Below are 20,463 nucleotides of genomic sequence, written 5' to 3' on the forward strand. Positions count from 1 at the left end.
TAAACATCGCGTAAGAAGCCGGGCAAAATTTTATCTTTGATGACATAAATCTTAGCTTTCTTTGTTGATGGATAGGGGCGCCCTAAGTGCCTACAACCATACGTTTTCTCGAGATACTTAACGGCATATTGATGCGCCTTGTTAAGAACCTCAAGATTTTCGCAATGACGGGCAATCATCTGCGAAGTAGGAACTAAACGATAGCGACGCACCCGTAAGTATTCAGTTTTTTTAGGTAATTTGATCATTATCCTTACTTTCCTTGGCTGGGTTTGGTTTTTGGTGCCGAATGTATTCTCTAATTTGCTCTTCTGAACGCTCACTAACAGTTACGGCAAAGTAACTTGGTTGCCACAGGTGTCCACCCCAAAGCTTATTTTTAATTTCCGGATGGTGCATAAATAACATCCGAGCAGTAACCCCTTTTAAGCCTTTCATAATTGACGAAATCGAGTACTTAGGAACTGCATCAACTAATAGGTGAACATGATCAGGCATAATTTCCATTTCCTCAATCTTCATACCAAATTGACTGGCTAAGCTGCGAAGTAGTTCTTCCAATTCCTGCTTAACTGGCCCAACAAAAACACCACGTCGATATTTAGTAACGATAATTAGATGATATTGTAGCGAGTAGACACTGGTTCGCGTATAATGTAAATCTTTAGAATTTTCTTGCATAATCAACACACCTCATTGCGATTCCACATGCATATTATACCATTATTTATTTTGCATACACAAGTATTTTTAATTTAAAAACTCACTCGGAAACCAGAAAGCGCAAGACGCTTTCCTCTCGGTACTGAAGTGCCGAGTTTCCTCGCGAGCTTCGCTACAAATCTAAACGATAGGCAGGAGAACTCATGACAAATTCAGAATCCAAGCGCCATGAAAATTTATCCGCAAAACTGGCCGAAATCCAAAAGGAAATTGACGAAAGTAAATCTAGTCATATTGTTGCCAAGTCAAGATTAAATGGTAATCAAAGACGATTCAGAGTTCAACCCGATAAGGCAACTGCTTTTAATGGGCCGGATTGGATTCAGGAAAACATTAAACGGGCTAGAGCATATGGCCGCCAACTTGAGAAGCGCTATCCGTTACATAAGGTCTATTTCAATCGATTATCCAAGCTCAACTGGACGTGGATTGATCAAATGCCGTTGGATACCAACCGGATTAACGGTCTGCTTAAGCTGAATGATCAGCAGTTAAATCAAACGTTTGCTGATACGTTAACAGCAAATTCCAACCAATTATTGAATGAAAACTTGGATGATTTGGCTAATTCATTAGATTCCGGCCATGCTAAGCAGGTGACAATGATCAAAGAATTGATTAATCAGAATCAGAAATATTACATCGTCCTTTTTAACACACTTTTTCCAATTTTAGAAAGTGAAACGATTAAACGGTTTGGTAATCATAAGCAGGTGACGTGGAATTTTAGTCCATCGTTGAATGTTGTCCGTCGAATAACTAGGGAGATGCGTAGTGACCAGCAGATGCGATTTGGTCGTCTCTTGGAATTAAACGAATTAAACGTGTTGATGGGATTGTATACGTATTTCGACTTTAATGATTATAGTTTGGCAAGCATGCCGTATTCAAGACACACGGTGGAGCATGGCCGTTTTGATCCTAATAATTATACATTTACGCAATTTATGCAGTTGGTGCTCATTACTCGAAACATTACTTATAGTAACCGTAAAACTGGTTCATAACAGTATCGCGTCTGCTTTATTGTTTGCTGGGCACAGTTACTGTGATTTGCCAAAAAATGTTACACTATAATTACTTGCTCGTTACATTTATTGAATTTCGGTGAAAATCGGGCATTAACCTTGTGCTTTTGGGGGAAAGCCGTTATAAATGAGTATGAGTGATAAATTTCTAAATTAAACTAAGGTGGGATATGAATGAGAGGACATTTTAAGTTAGCTGTTTTAACAGCGCTCCTTTTCGCGTCCGCTGGGGTATTTGGCGTTGCATCAAGCGCTAATGCGGATGGCGTCATTGAAGCTCCCGGCTCTGCTGGTAGTATTAAGCAGGTTAACGCCGGAAACGTCTTGAAGGATTATAATGAGGAAGCGTTGAACACTGTTAATAACAGTTCACCGCAAGGAAACACCAGCAAGAAGTATACAAAGTACACATTGGATGAAAGTGGTTATAACTACGCCAATTCATACAACACAATTGATGGTAGTTCACAAACTAACACGTTTAAGACCAAATGGTTCCTACCAGATGGATTTAACGTATCCAACTACCAACATGGTAACTTCCAGAGTGTTTCTTTGGACGGTAATGGTAATCTGTATTTTGTTGAATCTAACGGGACTAACACCAATCAGGGTGCAATCGTTAAGTTTGACATGGCTAAATTACAGCAATTAGGGGTCAATGATGATGTTTTAGCAATTTGGAAAGCGTTTGATTACTTTAACCCTTATACGACTGAAGGAACACAACATAACCAAGAATATGAAGATGCCTACAACCAAATGCAGGGATCATTTGATCAAATTAAGACTTTGACCAATACATTAAATCAAAACAAGTCTTGGCAAAACAACCAGTTAAATTATCAAAAGACAGCTCAGAAATGGTATTTCCATTGGAAGACAAAGAAAGCTAACAATCAAAAGACTGTTAAATCAAACACGGCTTCCTATGTTAAGAAACAAAATGCCAAGAAAGTTGTTAAACAAGCAACTGCCAAGATGGCACGTTGGATGAAATCATACCAGATGCATAAGAAGAAAGTTGCCAACTACAACACTAAGATTACTGGTATCCAGAACCAGATCAATACTTACCAGAGTCAAGTTGATGCTGTTAAGGCTCAAAATCCGGACATGTTCAAGTATGTTGATATTGCCCAAACAGCTACTTTGAGTCCCCAAGTTGATATTGGTCATGGGCAAACTTTGAGTTTTAACCCACAAAACCAACATCTGTATCTTGCTGAAGATAATACGTTGACGGACTTGGCATCACGTGATGATAACAATACTGTTCTTGAAATGGATCCAAATACATTGAAACCAATTCGAGAATATAACTTTAAGATGTACCATGGCGATAGTGCCAACTTACAACTTCATACGTTAGCATTTGATAAGAATGGTAATGCATATTGGGGCCGTAAGTTGGGTAAGGGCTATATGTTCTTCTATGGCCGACTTGATGAAAATGGGGTTAGCTTCCAGGCTTCATCGTCCATGGTTGGTCAACGTGGTGGTACCACGAACCAAGGCGTTGCTGTTAACCCGCAAAATAATCGTTTGTACTTTATTTCTGACGATATTCTGACATCAATTCCAACCAGTCAAATTCAAGATGGCAGTTTCAAGGCTTCTGATATTCATTATCAAGCCTTTAACTCCGGTCGTGAATTTGAAAGCTTGGCATTTGATCAAGATGGTTATGGCTACTTGTTAGCATTGTGGCCACCTGAGTTAATGCAATCCACTGCACCACTGAACTAATCTTTTTCGTCAGTTTAGGCGAAGCAGATAATATCATTTAAATAGATAGAATTGAGGCTGAGACAGTTACTTGTCCGGCCTCTTTTTTTATTGTCAATTACGATGATGGTTGGGCTTAAAATCAGCAGTTTAAATACGTCACTATGGTTGAAAGAAAATAACTTTAAAGATATACTTAAATTGAGTAATTATTTATCATTAGGAATGTTTTTAAGAAAAATTAATTTGAGGAGGCATTATTTTGGGCAATCATTATTCTAACAAACGAACCTTCTTCCGTAAGTGCTACAAGCTAATGTATGCGGTTACATTCGGACTGCTCATTGGCCTGGGAGTGACGACGATAGCCACTTCAGCTAATTCAATTATGGGTCAACCACTCCCCAATAGTGGCAATTCAAGTGCCACAAGTCGTCTTCTGGAACAAGGGTCGAAAGCCTTGCCTCAACGTTTGGGTATGGGGCAAACACGGATGGCTGGTTCCAAAGTTAACGAAAAAGGTGATCTGGATTTTGAATGGGGAAGTTGCCCATTAACCTTGGCGGATAAGACGCTGACGGTTCATCCGGGGACAATGGCTAGTGTTGCCTTGGATCAAAATAATCAAGTGACTCAGTTGCTTCAAACCGATCAAGTCACGGCAATTAAACTTGAAAAAGGGGTCGTGTTTCCGAATGATTCGTCATGGCTGTTTGTTAATATGCCAAATGTTACTTCGATAACCTTTGATAAAGGTATTGATACTAAAAATGTGACGAATATGATGACAATGTTTATGGGAAATCCCAAATTGGAATCGCTTGATTTATCAAATTTCGACACGAGCAGTGTGACCAATATGGGCGGAATGTTTGCCAATGATCCCGCACTAACTTCATTAAATATCGCCAGTTTTGATACAAGTAAGGTGACATTGTTTGGAATGCCCGGGTATACGGGTGAAAACGGGATGTTTGCCAATGACCCAAGCTTAAGGTCACTTGATGTCTCAAACTTTGATACCAGTAGCGCGACAAATATGGACTTCATGTTCTTTGGTAACACAGCCCTTGAATCGGTTAACGTATCAAATTTCGATACTAAGAATGTGACGTCCATGGTAATGATGTTTGCCAATGATAGTAAATTAAAGTCTCTCGATCTATCGAGTTTTGATACGCGACTGGCAGCGAAGACAATCGTTAGTGGTGTTCCGGGAACATCATACATGTTAGGTTTTAAGGGTGATTCAGGTAACGGATATATGGATTGGACACTCTCGGATCTGTGGAAAATTAAAGTTGGATCAAATACAGTTATCGCAAGTGCACCCTTTCCTAATATCGTGATTGGTTTGCCAGCCGCACCCGGCACGGCCAATAAGGAACGTTCATTTACCGACGCTAATTTTCCGGGGGCAACTTTCTATAATAACGGGCCTGATTGGCAGGAAGTGGGGACCAGCACGGATGGTCATAACCCAACTGGTCAGGTATTAAATGCTTCTGACTTGAATACGCGATTTGAAACCGCACGGACTGGCAATGAAATCTGGGTTTGGCAGCAGGCACCAGCCATTAAGCAAACGGTCACGTTGACCTACGTTGATCAAAATGGCAAGCAGATTGCCGAACCACATACCATTAGTGGCTATTCGGGCACAAGTTATGATCTTTCGGATGCCAAATATCAGTTGGCCATTAAAGGTTATACGTTTACTAAGGTTGTTGGTGATTTGAAGGGGACAATCGGTACTGATCCTACGATGATTAAATTTGAATATACGGGTGGTTCAACTGGTAATGGTGGTTCATCCTCCGGTGGATCGACAATTCCAGCAACACCATTGGGACCATCAACAACCCATCCGGGAACGACACCGCCAACGAAGCCGGAGACACCTGGCATCGCTAAACTTGCTTTTCCGTTTAAGGTGTACGCGAAAACAACTGTTTATAAATAGCGAAATGTTAACTTCAAAAAGTCACAACGGATTCATAAATATGCTAAGCAGCCACGAATCAAGGCACCCGTTTTCACTGTAACCAAGGCAGTTAAGAATGCTCAAGGACGTTGGCGTTATCGGGTTGCCGGTGGTTATATTACCGCAAACGAAAAAAATATTGGTTTATTATATTGGCAATCAGGTAAGTATCGTCGATTGACGGTGATTAACCCGAAAGGCGTTTATGAGTATCGAAGTCGTTTATTGGCAAAACATTTCCGAGGGCAACATTTGAAGCGTGGCACAACTGTCAGAGTAAAAGGGGTTACTCATGATGGCATGACAACGCGGTATGTTTTGACGAACGGGCATTATATTACTGGAAATAAGAAATTTGTGTCATTAAAGTATTAACAGAGTGAGGCAAAAAACGCTTAGCTTCCAGAGTGTAGGGGGCTTATCCGAATATTCTGGCCTTGAATATTTGGATAAGCCCCCTACACGGCCGGAAGCTGTTTTTTGTCTCACGTTTTCACTCGGTAATAGTCATGATGATACAAAACGGGGCTGGGCAAAAGTAATTTTGTCCAGCTCCCACTGATAATCTTGAAATAATTGAAACTAATCTAACCAGAAAAGGGTAATTGGCTTTCCAGTTGAGCTTTTTGAGTGGCAATTATAGCGTATTATCCATACTTAATAAGAATCATTGGTTGAATTAACAATAGGCACACTTACTTTCTTTTACTAAAAATGTTTTAAAATGAACAACTATTACTATTTTGTCTGTGGGAAACACAATTTTTACATGGTACAATTTTAATTATGTGGAACATGAGAACGAATGTGTGGACTGATTATTTTTTGAACGGTAAACATCAAGAAATGATCAATCCGCTATTTACTACATAGATACCAAGGGGCATTTCCCATCGGAGTTGCCTAATCTCAATCAAAGGAATCGTAAGTATGAATCCAAATTTTACTCCTGTCAATTTTAGTCGGAATCGGCATGTCAAATTATGGCGAACACTGTACTTTACAGTGGGCATCGTCATTTTTCTCATGATCGGTTTTTCGATATGGCATGCTGACCAGAAACAGCAACGCGAGGCACGGGAAAATTACATTAACTCAAATGTACCAACTTTATTCATTCATGGCTGGTCTGGTACGCTGCGTTCGGAACGGCATATGGCTGATTACGCCGAAACTACTGGTGCCGGTCAACGGCGGATGATTATCCGGGTTCGGCCAAATGGTCACATCGCTGTCAAAGGTAAGATCGAAAAATGGATGCATAATCCCATTATTTTACTTAGAATTGATAATAATCGGGCAGGGGAATTTCAATACGCCCGTTGGTTGACGAACGTTTGCCGGCTCCTAAAATCAAAATACCACATTAATCGGCTGAACTTTGTCGGTCATTCGATGGGATCGTATGCCACGGTTTATTATAATTTGTTGAATAGCAATCGGAGTGATGTTCCCAGATCAAACAAACTTTGCCTGATTGCGGGTCCCTATGATGGCATTATTGATAATCGGAAAGCCAATCAACCACTGACTGGATCATTGGCGAAACTTTGGGATGATCAGCCTAACGAAAATCGCTTATTGAAAAATGGTCAACCTAAAATTATTCATCCCGAATATCAAACATTATTGCAGTTGCAAAACCGGATGCCGAGCCAGATTAGAATTCTAAATATCTATGGTGATCTAAATGATGGCTCCCATTCGGATGGCGTGGTGACAACAACCTCGGCATTATCATTGGGGTATCTGGTGAGAGGCCATGTTAGCTATTATCAGACATTTAAGGCGACGGGTGCTAACGCCCAACACAGCGAACTTCATAATGGTAATCTGGCAGTAAATCGGGCGCTAACTAATTTCCTTTGGGGCCGTCATTATAATATGTCATCTGATGAGCCGAAATATAATCCAATGCTTGATAAGATGATGAACCCAACAGTGTTGTTTAATCATCAGGAACATTCGCAGACAAGTATTGGAATTAGGTAATCCAAATACTTTATTCAGTATGGCCTTGGTCAATTTATTTTGGCTGAGGCTTTTTGAGTGGTAGGATTCATAAAAAAATTTCGAGTGATTGGTTGTTTTTATCATGCGGGAACATGGGATGATTGATATCCTGTGTTAGAACCTAATCATCATTTTTAAGTTCAATCGTCTTTTTGTTACAAATTCAAAAAAGGTTAAACACATTATCTAATTTTTGTTATAATGGAGGCATCAAATGATAGGGGGTACATTATGAAAGCACTCAAGCACATTTTTGTTGCATCTGCATTCGTTTTTAGCGTTGGCGCTGCTACATATGCTGGTAGTTCGACAGCCCAAGCTAAGGGGACGACGACCTTTCCAAGTAGTTTGACAAATCATACCTTTTACGGCGCTTATTACAGTAAGGGGCATTATGGTAAATACAAGTACACATTAAAGAATTATGCGACGGCTTATCGATTTGGCAAGAATTCATATAAATGGGGCCGCTACAACAGCAAGACTAAGAAATACACATGGAATAAGGCAGTTAAAGTTAAAGTGACCAAGACCAAGCAATCTAAAACAACTTGGTACAAGGCAACCCAAACTGGTACGAAAAAGCCAGCTGTTACTTACTTCTCACCAACTGGAACCAACAAAATTCCAGGGATGATTGTTAAACGCGGTGCCCATTCAAGCGTGCCTTATGGGATGTTCTACTAGTTAAACTTGGGCTTATTGCTCATAAAATCGAGGCTGAGACAAAAGTAATTTTGTCCAGTCTCGTTTTGTGTAATCACGATTGTTACCGAGTGGGGACGTGGACCAGCAAGCAGACTCCGGCCATATAAGCCCCTTAACTCGATATTCTAAAATCAGGAATATCAAGTTAAGGGGCTTATATTCTGGAGTCTAACCGCTTGCTGGCCCACTCTGTTTATTTTGTCACAAAATAATGTCATTTTTTTATTGTCAGCTGTCGTTTATCATGTAATAATGTTTTTGTAATACACAAAACATTGAGAGGTTGTGGGGGAATGAAGAATAAATTAAGATGGCTGACATTGCTGGTTTTAGGGAGTGGCATGATCCTCGGTGAGGGTATCGCTAATCCGCAGTTGGCATCGGCCAAAGCTAAGCCGAGGGTCATGGTGCTTGATCGCGGCCTGGTTAGTGGAACGTATAAAATTAAGGCAGCTGCCAAACATGGTTACGCCTATTCTGCCAAGTTGAAAAAACGTGAGTGGAAGTTAGCTGGGTTAACAAATCGAACCTTTAAAGCAACTCACGGCGAGTTCTTGAACGTTAATGGGGTTTTCAAGACTTACTACTATATTAGAGATACCAAGAAGCCCAAACGGGCCGGCTGGGTTAACTTTAATTATTTAGAGCAGATAAAGGTTGGCTCGGATAGTATTAAGAAGCCTAAACCAACCAAGCAGGAAAAACCAACCAGCACAAATGACCAAAATTCAACGAGTGATTCTGATCAAGCTCAAAGTGCAGCTGCAACTCAGGCAAAGCTAAATAAGTATTTTACTGCCGATGAACAAGCACAAATTGCGCAATTAAAGCAGCAGGCTGATTCGATCGGTAATGATACTAAGTCGATGTATTCCCAAACGCCGTCAGTGAAGGGATCATTTACTCCTGGTCAACTGAGTGAGGGCTATCTTAATTCAACCTTGGGATGGATTAATTTCTTCCGTAGCCAATATGGATTGTCGCCGTTGACCGATAACACAGCTTGGAACACAGAAGCCCAGTATGGTGCGGCCACTTTGGCAGCCGCCGATCAGGGGCTTTCTCATGGCTTGAAGGGATTCTCAAAGCCGGCATTTATTTCGGATACGGATTGGCAGCGGGGTGCTGATGCGACTAATCAAAGTAATTTGGGGCAGGGCGTTGTTTCTCCGTATGATACCATCTCACAATACCTCAATGATTCCGGCAATGATATTCCAGGGCATCGTGAATGGTTATTAGGGGGGATTAATCAGGTTGGTATTGGCCAAGTTGGTGACTACAATGACTTGATGGTCTTTAATCTGCATGGTGACGGTAGTTCAGTTCCATCCAAGCCAATTGAATTTCCCAAGCAGGGACTATTTCCAATTGATCTTGCCCAAGACACCCGTTGGTCATTATCACTGACAACTCAGTATCAAAGCGGGACTCAAGTGAAAGTTGGCGTGACCGATAATACGACCAACAAGCCGGTTGATGTGACAAATATTATCGCAACCCATGGTGGCTATGGCGGCTTTGGCACTTCAATCAGTTATGAACCGAATACCGATGATATTAAATTTGGTCATTCGTATACGATCACAATCTCTGGGGTGCCGGGGATGACTAGCGATTATACGTATACGACAAAGTTATTTGATTTGGGGATTGCGCCATCCAATTCTTCATATACGGAAACGCTTTGGGAAGGTTAGGTATCATCAATAAAACAAGCCCCTTATTTACCAGCGTTGGTAAAATAAGGGGCTTGTTCTATTTGGTGGATATATTCATTAGCTTATATTGATAGATTTTAAACTTGGATATTTTTGACCAGTCACGAATGCACGGTTCTTGGCAACATTTTGATCGATCGGCGATGTTGTCAATTTGCCAAACACCCCCCAAACGCATTACAATCAATCTAGCCAATTTTTAAACCGGCACTTAATTTTGAAAGGATTGAAAACACACATGAAACGCACATTATTGATCGTGGGTGCCATGCTCGCCTTAGTTTTAGGCGGATGCGGTAACCAATCCCAATCCAAGAACAGTTCCAGTACAAGTGAGTCAACTTCAGCTAAAAGTTCTTCCAGTAATTCCAGCACTAGCAGTAACAGCAGTTCGGCAGCAAGTTCATCCACTGCCTCAGGGTCATCAGCCGCGGCTCACCGGTCAGATGCCAACACGAACACTTACCTTCGTTTAAGTAAGTTTAACCAGCAGTTAACTCAGAAACTGGGTTCAATCAAATTACCGAAGAACGATGGTTTAAGCGAACACAATGGTTATGTCAATGTCCGGTATTCTGGTGATCAAGCCAATTATCAAATCTCATATAGTGTTGGTGATCAGGCCCGGGCATTAAACGCGACGGCTTTGAAAAATGAAAATCCATATGCTGTTTTGACCAGGAAGACTTATGATTCAAATGATCAGGCTGGGCAACAAATTGACCAACATGATATTGAAAATGGCCTGCCAAAGGTCAACCTTGGGTCTAACATTCACGGCACAATTGATTCAGCCGCTGGAAGTGAATATCTAACTTGGAACGAAGGCCGTTGGAATTTGACGGTTCATGCTGATCGGGTAGCTAACGAAGATGCAACGCAACTGGGTAAGCAAACCGTTCAACTTTTAGATAGCTACACATTACCGGTGCCAAACACTAAAGGTGCGATCATGTTTGATTCACAGATTGTTGATCGTCAGCGTGATCAAAAAATCGCTTGGCAAGATGGTAATAGTGTTTATACGCTGCAGACGCATAGTCCGGAAACCGGTATTCGGATGGCTGCCAGCATTTCTTAGTTCCTTAACTTTTAAATGAATGGTTGTGCGAGGCTGAGTCAAAAGTAATTTTGCTCAGTCTCTTTTACTGGGGTACTCCAGCGATTAATGAATGAAAACGCGGGTTGAAGGGCGACTTCCAGTTTTAGAAAAAATAGTGGATTCTCAAGCAGGACCCGGCCATTTGCGGTATACTACGGTTTATGGATTGATCAGTTTCGAAACGGAGGTTTATATGAGCTATTTAGAATTACATGATATTAAGAAATCGTATTATCTGGGAAGTGAGGAATTCCCAGTCTTAACCGGAATCAACCTGTCATTTGAACAAGGCGAGTTTGTCTCGATCCTTGGCGAATCCGGTGGTGGGAAAACCACTTTGATGAACATTATTGGTGGGTTGGATAGTAATTATACCGGGGATGTTGTCCTCAACGGTAAATCATTGCGTCACGATACGTCCAAGCAATTGGATTCCTATCGTCGGCAGACCATTGGGTTTATCTTTCAAAACTTTAACTTGATTAGCCACCTGACCGTCTTTCAAAATGTCATGGTGTCACTGGAAATGACCAAGCTAAGCAGGAAAAAACAGGAAGACCGGGCTCGAGAGCTTTTGGAACAAGTTGGGTTGACCGACCACATGAAGAAGTTTCCTAACCAACTTTCCGGCGGCCAGAAACAACGGGTTGCCATTGCCCGGGCGTTGGCTTCTGATCCGGAAATTATCATTGCCGATGAACCAACCGGGGCTTTGGACAGTAAAAATACCCAGGAAATTCTTGGCTTGCTGGATCAAATCGCTTCCAACGGAAAGTTAGTCATCACGGTTACCCATTCTCAAACGGTGGCGGATTCCGGAACCCGGATTGTCCGATTGGCTGACGGTAAAATTAGTGAAGACACCAAAGTTAAGGACGCGTATGCTGCCAGCAATGCCAACGAGTTGCCAACCCATACATTACGATTTGGGGCAACTTTGAAGATGGCACTTGAGAATATGCGGTATAACTTGAAACGAAACCTGTTAATTGTGTTTGGCGCGGCGATCGGGATTTTTAGTGTGATTGTCATGCTGGGGCTTGGTAACGGGGTTCAAGGGTATATTAACCATGAAATATATTCGCAGGTTAATCCGAATGCGGTGCAGGTCGCGAAAAATGTCGGCGATTCAACGACAAGTTTAAAGAAGATGACCATGTCGACTAAGGACAAGAACCGGCTGAAAGACATTAAGAATGTCAAAAGTGTCAATGACGGCTACTTTGTTCAAGGTGGCACGCAGTTGCGACGCGGCAAGAAGACGGCATCGGTTTCATTCATGCAAACTCATAATGCCACGATGCTAAAGAAGAGCATTTCCAAGGGTCAGGCACCCAAGAATAACGAAATCCTGCTGACTAAGGAAATCGCGCAAAAGTTAAATAAAAAGAATCCAAATTCGTTGATTGGCAAGAAACTGACCTTCTACCAAAATACGCTAAACAAGCAAAAGCGGCCGGTGGTATTAAGCAAAACATTGACGATTAGCGGAATTGCTAAAGCCAATACCGGCTCAACATCAATTACGTACGATACCATGAAGTCGATTTTTAAATCGAAAAAGATCAATATTGATCCGAACTTTGTGACCATTGAAATTGCTGGCGGAGTTAACAATGTAAAACCGGTTGAAAACCAGATCAAGACTTACAAGGGTGCCAAAAATAAGGCAACTTATCAGATCACCGGTGTTGGTGGTTTTGTCAATACATTGAATACCTACATCACCTTGGCGGTTAATGTTCTGGCAACCATTGCTGGGATCTCACTGTTAGTTTCAGCGATCATGATTATTGTGGTGCTGTACATCAGTGTTTCCGAGCGAACCAAAGAGATCGGTATCTTGCGGGCACTGGGTGCTTCAAAGGGAAGTATCCGTTACCTGTTCTTCTCGGAAGCCTTCTTTATCGGGCTGTTCTCTTCAATCTTGGCAATTCTCTTGGCAATGGTATTGGCAGGAGTTGCCAACCATATTGCGAATGGTGCGATTAATTACATGATCATGCAAATCACGCCGGGAAATATCCTGTTCGGGTTCCTGGTTTCTGTCATCATCTCGTTGTTGGCAGCGTTGGCGCCAGCGGGTAAGGCGGCTAGATTAGATACAATCGAGAGTTTGAGTTATGAATAATAATTAAAGTTTATGAAAAGCAGTTAGGTCTTTAAAGGGATCAATCGACTATTTGAGTTTGAATAGTTGGTTGATCCCTTTTGCATTTCTTCCTGATCACTGAAATTATATCTGTCATGTAAAATGACCGGAACACTAATTACTAAGTGGATATGGCTAATCTGTTTTAAAGAATAAGATAAGCATGACCATCACTTGGACATTACGCAAAACATATTAAAATGATAATTAAGCGTCAAAATGATTGACCGTGTTATCTAGTTGTTATAAATTAACTGCATGTAATGAATTTTGGAACCTAAATTGTGGTATTGAAATGGCTTTCATGATATTTTTGTTTAGCATTATTTAAATATGGTTGGTTAAATCCATAATTGCGATTTAGTCATCAGCCACTAATATTGAAAGTTAATATTAATCACTAATTTTAATAAGCAATTGATAACTATCAGCATCACTACTTTTATAAAATTCAGTTAATTCTTTAAAACTTTCGATACAGTTGGAGAAAATCGACCGGATTCAATAAGAAGCAATTTATAATGACCAATATTCAATAACTAAGAGAGGTGTCCCTATTGAAAAAGATCAAGTTGGCTGCTGTGTTCTTGTCTGTAAGTCTAGGCGTTGGCACATTTGTAATCCCAAGCCCTTATTTATTTGGCTCATTTGGAGAACAAATTGTTAAAGCTGATGATAATCCGGTTGAGGTCCCACAAAGTGATTTTGATTGGCAATTTGATGATACAAATCATACAGCAACTTTGTCAGGGGTTCACATTTTTTTTGGCAAGGATGGTAACCCGGCAAATATTATTCTGCCAAGCACAGTTACAAAGGATGGTAAGTCCTATACAGTAACTGAAATTGGAACGAAAGCCTTTTATGCTCAAGATAGTTTAACCGGTGTGACATTACCGGAAAACCTTACAAAAATTGATGATCAGGCCTTTGAATATGCTCACATTACAAGCATTGTTTTTCCGAAGACGCTGCAGTCGATTGGAAAAGATGCATTTTGGTCAACGTATTTATCATCAATTGATTTTAGTCAGGCTACCTCGTTAACAACAATTGATGATGGGGCATTTGAATATACTCGAGTAAGCAGCATAACTTTACCAGAAAACCTTAAGTCACTTGGCGCTCAGGTATTTTTGGGTGTAAAACAATTAACTAGCTTAAAACTGAATGCTAATTTGGAAACGATTGGTCCCCAGGCGTTTTTATATGATCATATAAGTAACTTGGATTTGACCGATGCGCCTAATCTAACTTCAATTGGGGCTGGTGCCTTTGAGTATAATGCCATTGAAAATGAGATAACGATGCCGGCAAATTTGGCAACAATTGGGGATGCTGCATTCGCCGGTAACAATATCCCAGCCATTCAGTTTAATGCTGTTCTGAAATCAATTGCACCATCGGTATTTGCGTACAATAAACTAACGACTCTCGACATTCCAAGCAACGTGACCACAATTGGCATTCAGTCATTTGTGGGTAACCAATTAACGACGGTTAAATTAGCTGGAAGCCCAAGTGTGGGTACTGATGCATTTACTAACAATCGGATTACTAATTTTGAAGCGCCAAATAGTTCGTTTTCTGCTAATTCAGCGATGTCACAGATCGCCACGACTCAAAATGATAAGCCTAATCTAACGGCCAATGATTTATTTGATATTAATATGACAGGTCAAAAAGCCCAAGATTTAGCAATTACTAATTTAACTAATGGTGTCACATATACCGCTGCAGGTGGATTTAATATTCCTGCTGGGGTAAAACAATTCTCGTTTGACTGGACTTTAACTGACAGTAACGGTACCAATAAAATCTATGCGGGCCATTATAATGTCAACCGAAGTACGCCAGTGATTGTGGTCAAGGATAGTAACTTAACTATCGGTGACAGTTGGTCGCCAAAAGATAATTTTGTGAGTGCAGCCTTGGAGAATGGTCAAACAATTGATTTTGATAGCTTGAAAGTAATTGTTAAGGATGCTTCTGGGAATGTGTTGGAGAATGGTGTTAATACAAATGTTGCCGGCAGGTATTCTGTTACGTATGCTTACGGGAATGATATTTCATCAGTTGCAACTGTTAATGTTAACAAGAAATTAGCCACTTATTCCTTAAGTGGGAATGAGTCAGTTTCTTATGATAGTCAAACGCATCAACCTGATAAGGCGCAGTACACTGTGACAATGAGTAATGGGAAAAGCTATGATTTACAAGACGGTGACATTCAAATAGAAAATAATGCCGCCAATCCTGGCACTTATAATGTTGTTTTAACTGACCCTGGTAAAAAGCATATTGAAAATACGCTCAGTGACCAATACAGTTATACAGATGCGGGTAGTACCGCTACTTTTACGATTGTTGGTCAACAGCAGGGAAGTGGCAAGTTATCAGATGGCACTAAAGTATACGATGGTAGAAAAGTTAGCGACAGCAATTTCCAACCAACTTTGACGTTGAAAGATAATTCGGGCAAGGAGATCAAAGAACTGACACTGTCGGACGGCCAATATGTCATTAGTAATGATGATTCCAAAGTCGGATCGTATGTCATTACGTTAAGCCAAACTGAAATTGATCAGATTAAAAAGGATTACCCAAGTTATGATTTTGGTGATTTAAGTCAGGCTAAGTCGACCTATACCATTACTCAAGCAAAGGCCACCGCTAAATTGTCTAGTGGCACCAAGCAATACGATGGAAGAAAGGTCAGCGAGAGTCATTTCAAACCCAAGTTGACCCTTCTGGATTCCTCCGGGAAAGCCATCGCGACATTAGATTTATCGCTTGGCCAATATGTTATTGGCAAGGATGGTTCAGCAGTTGGGTCCTACCCAATTACGTTAGACCAGGCTGAAATCACCAAATTACAAGCAGCATATCCTAATTATGACCTCAGCGCCTTGAAGTCGGTTCAGTCGACTTACACCATTACACCGGCTGGCAGTAGCGGTGGCAGTAGTTCCTCATCGAGTTCCTCGTCCAGTAGTACGGGAAACGACGGCTCATCAAGTTCATCTTCGTCATCAAGTTCAACGAGTGATGGGACGGGAAGCGACAGCAGTTCAACCACCAACCCCAACACACCGGAAACCGGATTAGAACCGGGAAATGTGGCGGCCAAGGGGACGGTTATTTACGCGATCAAGAAAGTTGGCTTATATAAGAAGACAGACTTTTCGACAGCTAATCGGCGATCCTGGTATGTTAAGAAGCCAAGAATCTATCGACCGATGTTTGTTGTAACCGGATATGCAAGGTCTAAGGATGGCACTTTACGTTATAAGGTTCGTGATGTTAACCATTTGACGGTTAATCGTGGTAAAAAGGGATATATCACAGCAAGCAGTCACTATATTCGGCCGGTCTATTATCAATCAACGCATCAAGCAGTCACGGTGATTAATCCACGAGGCGTGAATAGTTATCGTAAGGCCGATCTAACTGGTAAGATTCGTAATTATAAGCAGGGAACGGTCCTTAAAGTGAAGCGAATTGTTACTCATAATTTGACAACCAGGTATGTCTTATCAAATGGTCATTACATCACTGGAAATCGTAAGCTTGTCAATATGGGGCGTCATAAGCAGACCAAGTTGGTTCGTGCGCGAACGGCTATTAACCGGTACAGTGATGTAAACCTGAAGAATCGAAACAGCCACTATTCTAAGAAACAACAGAAAGTGTTCAAAGTGTATGACTTTGACTATTCACGAGGAAATCGTGTTAGTCAGCGGGGCACACTGCGATACCGGGTCACAGGTGGTTATATCACCGCGAATGCGAAATATATCAGGGTGATCGATCGTGGCTACTAAATTGATTGGCTAAAGGAACCGGTCATTGAATGGTTGTGGATCGGAAAAATCATGAATTAATTTCAAAATGAATGAAAAGATACGCCAAGTAAGATTACTTAACCAATAAGGTCGGTAATTTGCACTGGCGTATTTTTTATTAATTCTTTTCTATCTGTTATCCGAAAGAGTGAAAAATCGGAATTCTGTAAGCAGTGTCTAAGTCCGTTGATTGCTAATGGTTATCATTAAGAATGCTTTAAATAAAATGTCACTCCAAGCATTAAATCCCATCACTTTTGCACAAGATGATATCATTTATGTATAAGGGAACAACTAATTATGGCCGTCATTAGTAAAAAGTTAAATCACCCAGTCACTCAAGCTCATCGGGGGAATTAAGAATGAAAACAAAAAGCGTATTGCGGGGGAAAACGACGCGCGGGGGATCAAACAAACGACACTTAAAGAAGTATGTCACAGCCAAACTATTGGTAACGGCATTGGCAGCGTTGACGTTTGGCGGGGCAGCCGCGGTTACGGATGTCGGCATCCCTGTTGGTGTAGCACAAGCTGCGGATGATAGATACTATATTCAGCCGATAGATGAGGCCACCAATGAAACTGTTGGATGGCCAATCTCAGTGAAAGGAACTTCAGGCCAGTCTATCGATGCACCACGGGTAGTTGAATATAGGGCTAAACAACAGAAAGTGAGATTACCGCAAAAGCCTGCTACAATTCGTGTTGCTTATACAAAAGTTACTGCCATGGTCTCTATCACGGTCAACTATTTTGATAGAAACAATCCATCCACAGAGCCATTGGATTCGCAAACAATAAATGCAATCCCATATAATTATCAAACTGATGATGTTCCGTTGAAGGATTTAGGCAGTGATTACTCTTATTACCATTCCGAGGTTGCCACAAAGCTTGATGGATTGACTTTTTACGGTTTTAGTTGGTATGGCTTTGGTATTGACAACCAATCTGAAGCCGGTGGCACTGCAGTCGTTAACGTTTACGTCAATGGTCCAAAGGTTTTTAATGATTTCAAACCTAAAAACATCACCTACAAAATCGGCAGTCCCAAACCAGTTCCTGCCGATTACGTTGATAAAGACGATAAGGGAAATGTGATTGATCCAACCGAAGTGAAGATTGACGATTCAGCAGTTAAATGGGATCAGCCGGGATCCTATCAAGTACCGGTTACGTATGGCGATGCAACCCATAATGCGACCGTTACCGTCCAGGCAGCCGATAAACCGCAACCAGTTCAATATAGTTACACCGTTCGTACAATTGATGGTCAAGGGCACGACCTTGGTCGAGGCTATTCTAGTACTGGCGCTTCAGGTAGTGCCATTTCTGCCCCAACTATTTCCGGCTACACGTTGACTTCGGCAAATAATGTGGCGTTAACCAGCAATGGTCAGCAAATTACTTTTACTTACCGTTTGAATTCGTCAACGCCTGTGACACCAACCAATCCTGGCGCAACTGATCCAACAACACCTAATAATCCCAATCCTGGTACAACGAACGATTCTAACGCAACGATGACGCCCGTTGAACCCACTAATAATGTGCCAACCAACGCCGCTCAAAAAGGTGCTGTTGTATATGCCGTTAATAAAATCGGCCTTTACAGTAGTCCTGATTTCACCAAAGCTAATCGTAAGGGATGGTACGTGAAAAAGCCGCGGGTTGCGCGACCGATGTTTGTCGTAACAGGCTATGAACGGAGCCAAAATGGGGCTCTAAGATATCGGGTTCGGGATGTTAATCATTTATCCAAAACGGCAGGTCAGACCGGCTACATTACTGCTAATTGGAAATATGTTCGACCCGCCTATTACGCCGCTAAGCATTCAACGATTACGGTGATTAATCCACGAGGGGTGAATGCTTATCGCAAAGCTAATTTAACGGGTAAGGTAAAAGCCTACAAGCAGGGAACAGTTCTTAAGGTTAAGGGAATTGTTAAGCATAATCTGACGACTCGTTATGTATTGACAAATGGAAATTACGTGACCGCTAATCGGAAATTGGTCAACATGGGTCGTCATAAACAGGTCAAGGCAATCAAAACGAAGCAGACGATTAATCGATATCGCGATGTTAATTTGACAAAGCAAAATAAGCGGCTTGCCAAGAATAAAAAGCTGAAAGTTTACAATTTTGATTATTCACAAAAGAATGATGTTACGAAACACGGCACACTTCGATACCGAGTGGCCGGTGGTTATATCACCGGTAATACTAAATATGTAAAAGTTTATCGATAATTTTCATAAAAAAGCATGTCGAGACACGTAATTTTACGCGTGCCTTAACATGCTTTTTTTAGCATAGTAAATGAGTAAACAGGCCACCCTCAGACATATGGCGGCCTGTTTTATTTATCCACAATCCCCCGCAACGCCGCAATCAACTTCTCGTTATCGGCCAATAATTGCTGATACTTGGTTGGATCCAAATTATTTTCCGACACGCATTGGCTCAAGTCACGTTCAATCTGATCCTGAGCCGTTTTTCCTTTTTCGGTTAATTGAACGATAAGCTGACGGCGGTCTTTTTCCGGTCGCAGACGGACCAGCCACCCGGCGGTTTCCATCCGTTTTAACAGGGATGTCAGGGTATTACTGGCGAGATGGAGTTCCCTGCCCAGATCATGGAGGGTTCGCTGATCATTTTCCCACAATGCCAGCAAGACCAGATATTGCGTATAAGTTAGTTGGTAGGGCGCTAGTATTTGTTGATAGAAACGGCCAAAAAGTCGGTTTGCGTTGTAAATTGAGAAACAGAGTTGATTGTTAAGTGCCATTTTATTTTCCATTTGTCGTCACCTTAATTAATTAGTTGTCATATTGATTCAATCTTATTCGATTGATTGCGATAAATCAACTACCTAACAATAGTTGACAGGATTATTCAATTGAATTATATTGGGATTAATCGGGCACGACTAATTAATTTATTTATTTTCAAAAAAGGATAGGTGAACGGGATGAAGACAATTTATGATTTTACAGAAACTGAAATGAATGGCCAACCATTGAAGTTGCAAGACTATCAAGACAAAGTGGTTCTCATTGTTAATACAGCCAGCAAATGTGGCTTAGCACCTCAATTGGAAGGTTTGGAAGCACTATATAAAAAATACAAAGATGATGGTTTAGTTGTTTTGGGGTTGCCATCCAACCAATTTCACCAGGAATTGGCAACTGACAAAGAAGCCAGTGACTATTGCCAACTTCACTATGGTGTGACGTTCCCAATGACGAAGCGGGTAGCAGTCAACGGTGATGATGAAGATCCGCTGTTTTCCTATCTTAAAGATGAATCCGGTCATGGCAACATTAAATGGAACTACACAAAGTTTCTCGTTGGCAAAGACGGTCGATTGATTCATCGATATGCGCCGATTACGAAGCCTGAGAAAATTGAGGATGCCATCCAGGCGGCGTTGAAATAAAGAACTGTAAAGATTTG

14 protein-coding genes and 1 pseudogene are annotated in these 20,463 nt (G+C 41.2%); 12 read left to right on the plus strand and 3 right to left on the minus strand.

Features of this window, described 5'->3' with window-relative positions:
- Together FC85_RS16040 and tnpA are read right to left on the minus strand one after the other, a co-directional pair.
- Positions 1-248 (minus strand): annotated as a pseudogene (locus FC85_RS16040) (RNA-guided endonuclease TnpB family protein); the annotation flags it as partial.
- Complete coding sequence (gene tnpA / locus FC85_RS02540; RefSeq protein WP_057864001.1) at positions 232-681, minus strand: IS200/IS605 family transposase; 450 nt, start codon at positions 679-681, stop codon at positions 232-234. The pseudogene FC85_RS16040 and the gene tnpA, both read right to left, overlap by 17 nt.
- Positions 682-866: 185 nt before the next feature.
- Between tnpA and FC85_RS02545 the strand changes: the two genes are divergently transcribed.
- From FC85_RS02545 to FC85_RS16240, 11 genes are all read left to right on the plus strand, one after another.
- The gene (locus tag FC85_RS02545) at positions 867-1,730 is read left to right on the plus strand and encodes a hypothetical protein (RefSeq protein WP_057864002.1); all 864 of its coding nucleotides are present in this window, start codon (positions 867-869) and stop codon (positions 1,728-1,730) included.
- 195 nt (positions 1,731-1,925) lie between these two features.
- Complete coding sequence (locus FC85_RS02550) at positions 1,926-3,500, plus strand: hypothetical protein (RefSeq protein ID WP_057864003.1); 1,575 nt, start codon at positions 1,926-1,928, stop codon at positions 3,498-3,500.
- 241 nt (positions 3,501-3,741) lie between these two features.
- Positions 3,742-5,442: a BspA family leucine-rich repeat surface protein gene (locus FC85_RS02555; protein WP_057864004.1), complete on the plus strand. Its 1,701-nt coding sequence runs from the start codon at positions 3,742-3,744 to the stop codon at positions 5,440-5,442.
- 159 nt (positions 5,443-5,601) lie between these two features.
- Positions 5,602-5,838 (plus strand): DUF5776 domain-containing protein, encoded by a 237-nt coding sequence (locus FC85_RS16045; protein WP_225427615.1) that lies wholly within the window; start codon positions 5,602-5,604, stop codon positions 5,836-5,838.
- Between the two features lie 555 nt (positions 5,839-6,393).
- Positions 6,394-7,455, plus strand: coding sequence for an alpha/beta hydrolase (locus FC85_RS02560; protein WP_057864005.1), 1,062 nt, complete (start codon positions 6,394-6,396; stop codon positions 7,453-7,455).
- 252 nt (positions 7,456-7,707) lie between these two features.
- Complete coding sequence (locus FC85_RS02565; protein WP_057864006.1) at positions 7,708-8,163, plus strand: hypothetical protein; 456 nt, start codon at positions 7,708-7,710, stop codon at positions 8,161-8,163.
- A 314-nt stretch (positions 8,164-8,477) separates the two neighbouring features.
- Positions 8,478-9,884 carry a CAP domain-containing protein gene (locus FC85_RS02570; protein ID WP_057864007.1) on the plus strand — a complete coding sequence of 469 codons (1,407 nt, stop codon included), beginning with the start codon at positions 8,478-8,480 and terminating at the stop codon, positions 9,882-9,884.
- 259 nt (positions 9,885-10,143) lie between these two features.
- Entirely contained in the window at positions 10,144-10,986 is an 843-nt protein-coding gene (locus FC85_RS02575; protein ID WP_057864008.1) for a hypothetical protein, read from the plus strand.
- Between the two features lie 214 nt (positions 10,987-11,200).
- The gene (locus tag FC85_RS02580) at positions 11,201-13,138 is read left to right on the plus strand and encodes an ABC transporter ATP-binding protein/permease (protein ID WP_057864077.1); all 1,938 of its coding nucleotides are present in this window, start codon (positions 11,201-11,203) and stop codon (positions 13,136-13,138) included.
- 578 nt (positions 13,139-13,716) lie between these two features.
- Complete coding sequence (locus FC85_RS02585) at positions 13,717-16,983, plus strand: leucine-rich repeat protein (protein WP_057864009.1); 3,267 nt, start codon at positions 13,717-13,719, stop codon at positions 16,981-16,983.
- A gap of 383 nt (positions 16,984-17,366) precedes the next feature.
- Positions 17,367-19,256 carry a DUF5776 domain-containing protein gene (locus FC85_RS16240; RefSeq protein WP_307726106.1) on the plus strand — a complete coding sequence of 630 codons (1,890 nt, stop codon included), beginning with the start codon at positions 17,367-17,369 and terminating at the stop codon, positions 19,254-19,256.
- Positions 19,257-19,366: 110 nt separating this feature from the next.
- On the opposite strand, the gene FC85_RS02595 is transcribed toward FC85_RS16240, so the two are convergent.
- Complete coding sequence (locus FC85_RS02595; RefSeq protein ID WP_057864010.1) at positions 19,367-19,807, minus strand: MarR family winged helix-turn-helix transcriptional regulator; 441 nt, start codon at positions 19,805-19,807, stop codon at positions 19,367-19,369.
- 171 nt (positions 19,808-19,978) lie between these two features.
- On the opposite strand from FC85_RS02595, the gene FC85_RS02600 reads away from it, so the two are divergent.
- Positions 19,979-20,446, plus strand: a complete 468-nt coding sequence (locus FC85_RS02600) for a glutathione peroxidase (RefSeq protein ID WP_057864011.1) — start codon at positions 19,979-19,981, stop codon at positions 20,444-20,446.
- The last annotated feature ends 17 nt before the right edge of the window (positions 20,447-20,463 follow it).

It is taken from the genome of Lentilactobacillus diolivorans DSM 14421, from assembly GCF_001434255.1.
In the GTDB taxonomy this organism is placed as follows: domain Bacteria; phylum Bacillota; class Bacilli; order Lactobacillales; family Lactobacillaceae; genus Lentilactobacillus; species Lentilactobacillus diolivorans.

Bases quoted from the DNA above. Each gene is read 5' to 3' on its own strand.
- tnpA (WP_057864001.1), bottom strand. From the start codon at position 681: ATGCAAGAAAATTCTAAAGATTTACATTATACGCGAACCAGTGTCTAC.
- FC85_RS02545 (WP_057864002.1), top strand. From the start codon at position 867: ATGACAAATTCAGAATCCAAGCGCCATGAAAATTTATCCGCAAAACTG.
- FC85_RS02550 (WP_057864003.1), top strand. From the start codon at position 1,926: ATGAGAGGACATTTTAAGTTAGCTGTTTTAACAGCGCTCCTTTTCGCG.
- FC85_RS02560 (WP_057864005.1), top strand. From the start codon at position 6,394: ATGAATCCAAATTTTACTCCTGTCAATTTTAGTCGGAATCGGCATGTC.
- FC85_RS02565 (WP_057864006.1), top strand. From the start codon at position 7,708: ATGAAAGCACTCAAGCACATTTTTGTTGCATCTGCATTCGTTTTTAGC.
- FC85_RS02570 (WP_057864007.1), top strand. From the start codon at position 8,478: ATGAAGAATAAATTAAGATGGCTGACATTGCTGGTTTTAGGGAGTGGC.
- FC85_RS02575 (WP_057864008.1), top strand. From the start codon at position 10,144: ATGAAACGCACATTATTGATCGTGGGTGCCATGCTCGCCTTAGTTTTA.
- FC85_RS02580 (WP_057864077.1), top strand. From the start codon at position 11,201: ATGAGCTATTTAGAATTACATGATATTAAGAAATCGTATTATCTGGGA.
- FC85_RS16240 (WP_307726106.1), top strand. From the start codon at position 17,367: ATGAAAACAAAAAGCGTATTGCGGGGGAAAACGACGCGCGGGGGATCA.
- FC85_RS02595 (WP_057864010.1), bottom strand. From the start codon at position 19,807: ATGGAAAATAAAATGGCACTTAACAATCAACTCTGTTTCTCAATTTAC.
- FC85_RS02600 (WP_057864011.1), top strand. From the start codon at position 19,979: ATGAAGACAATTTATGATTTTACAGAAACTGAAATGAATGGCCAACCA.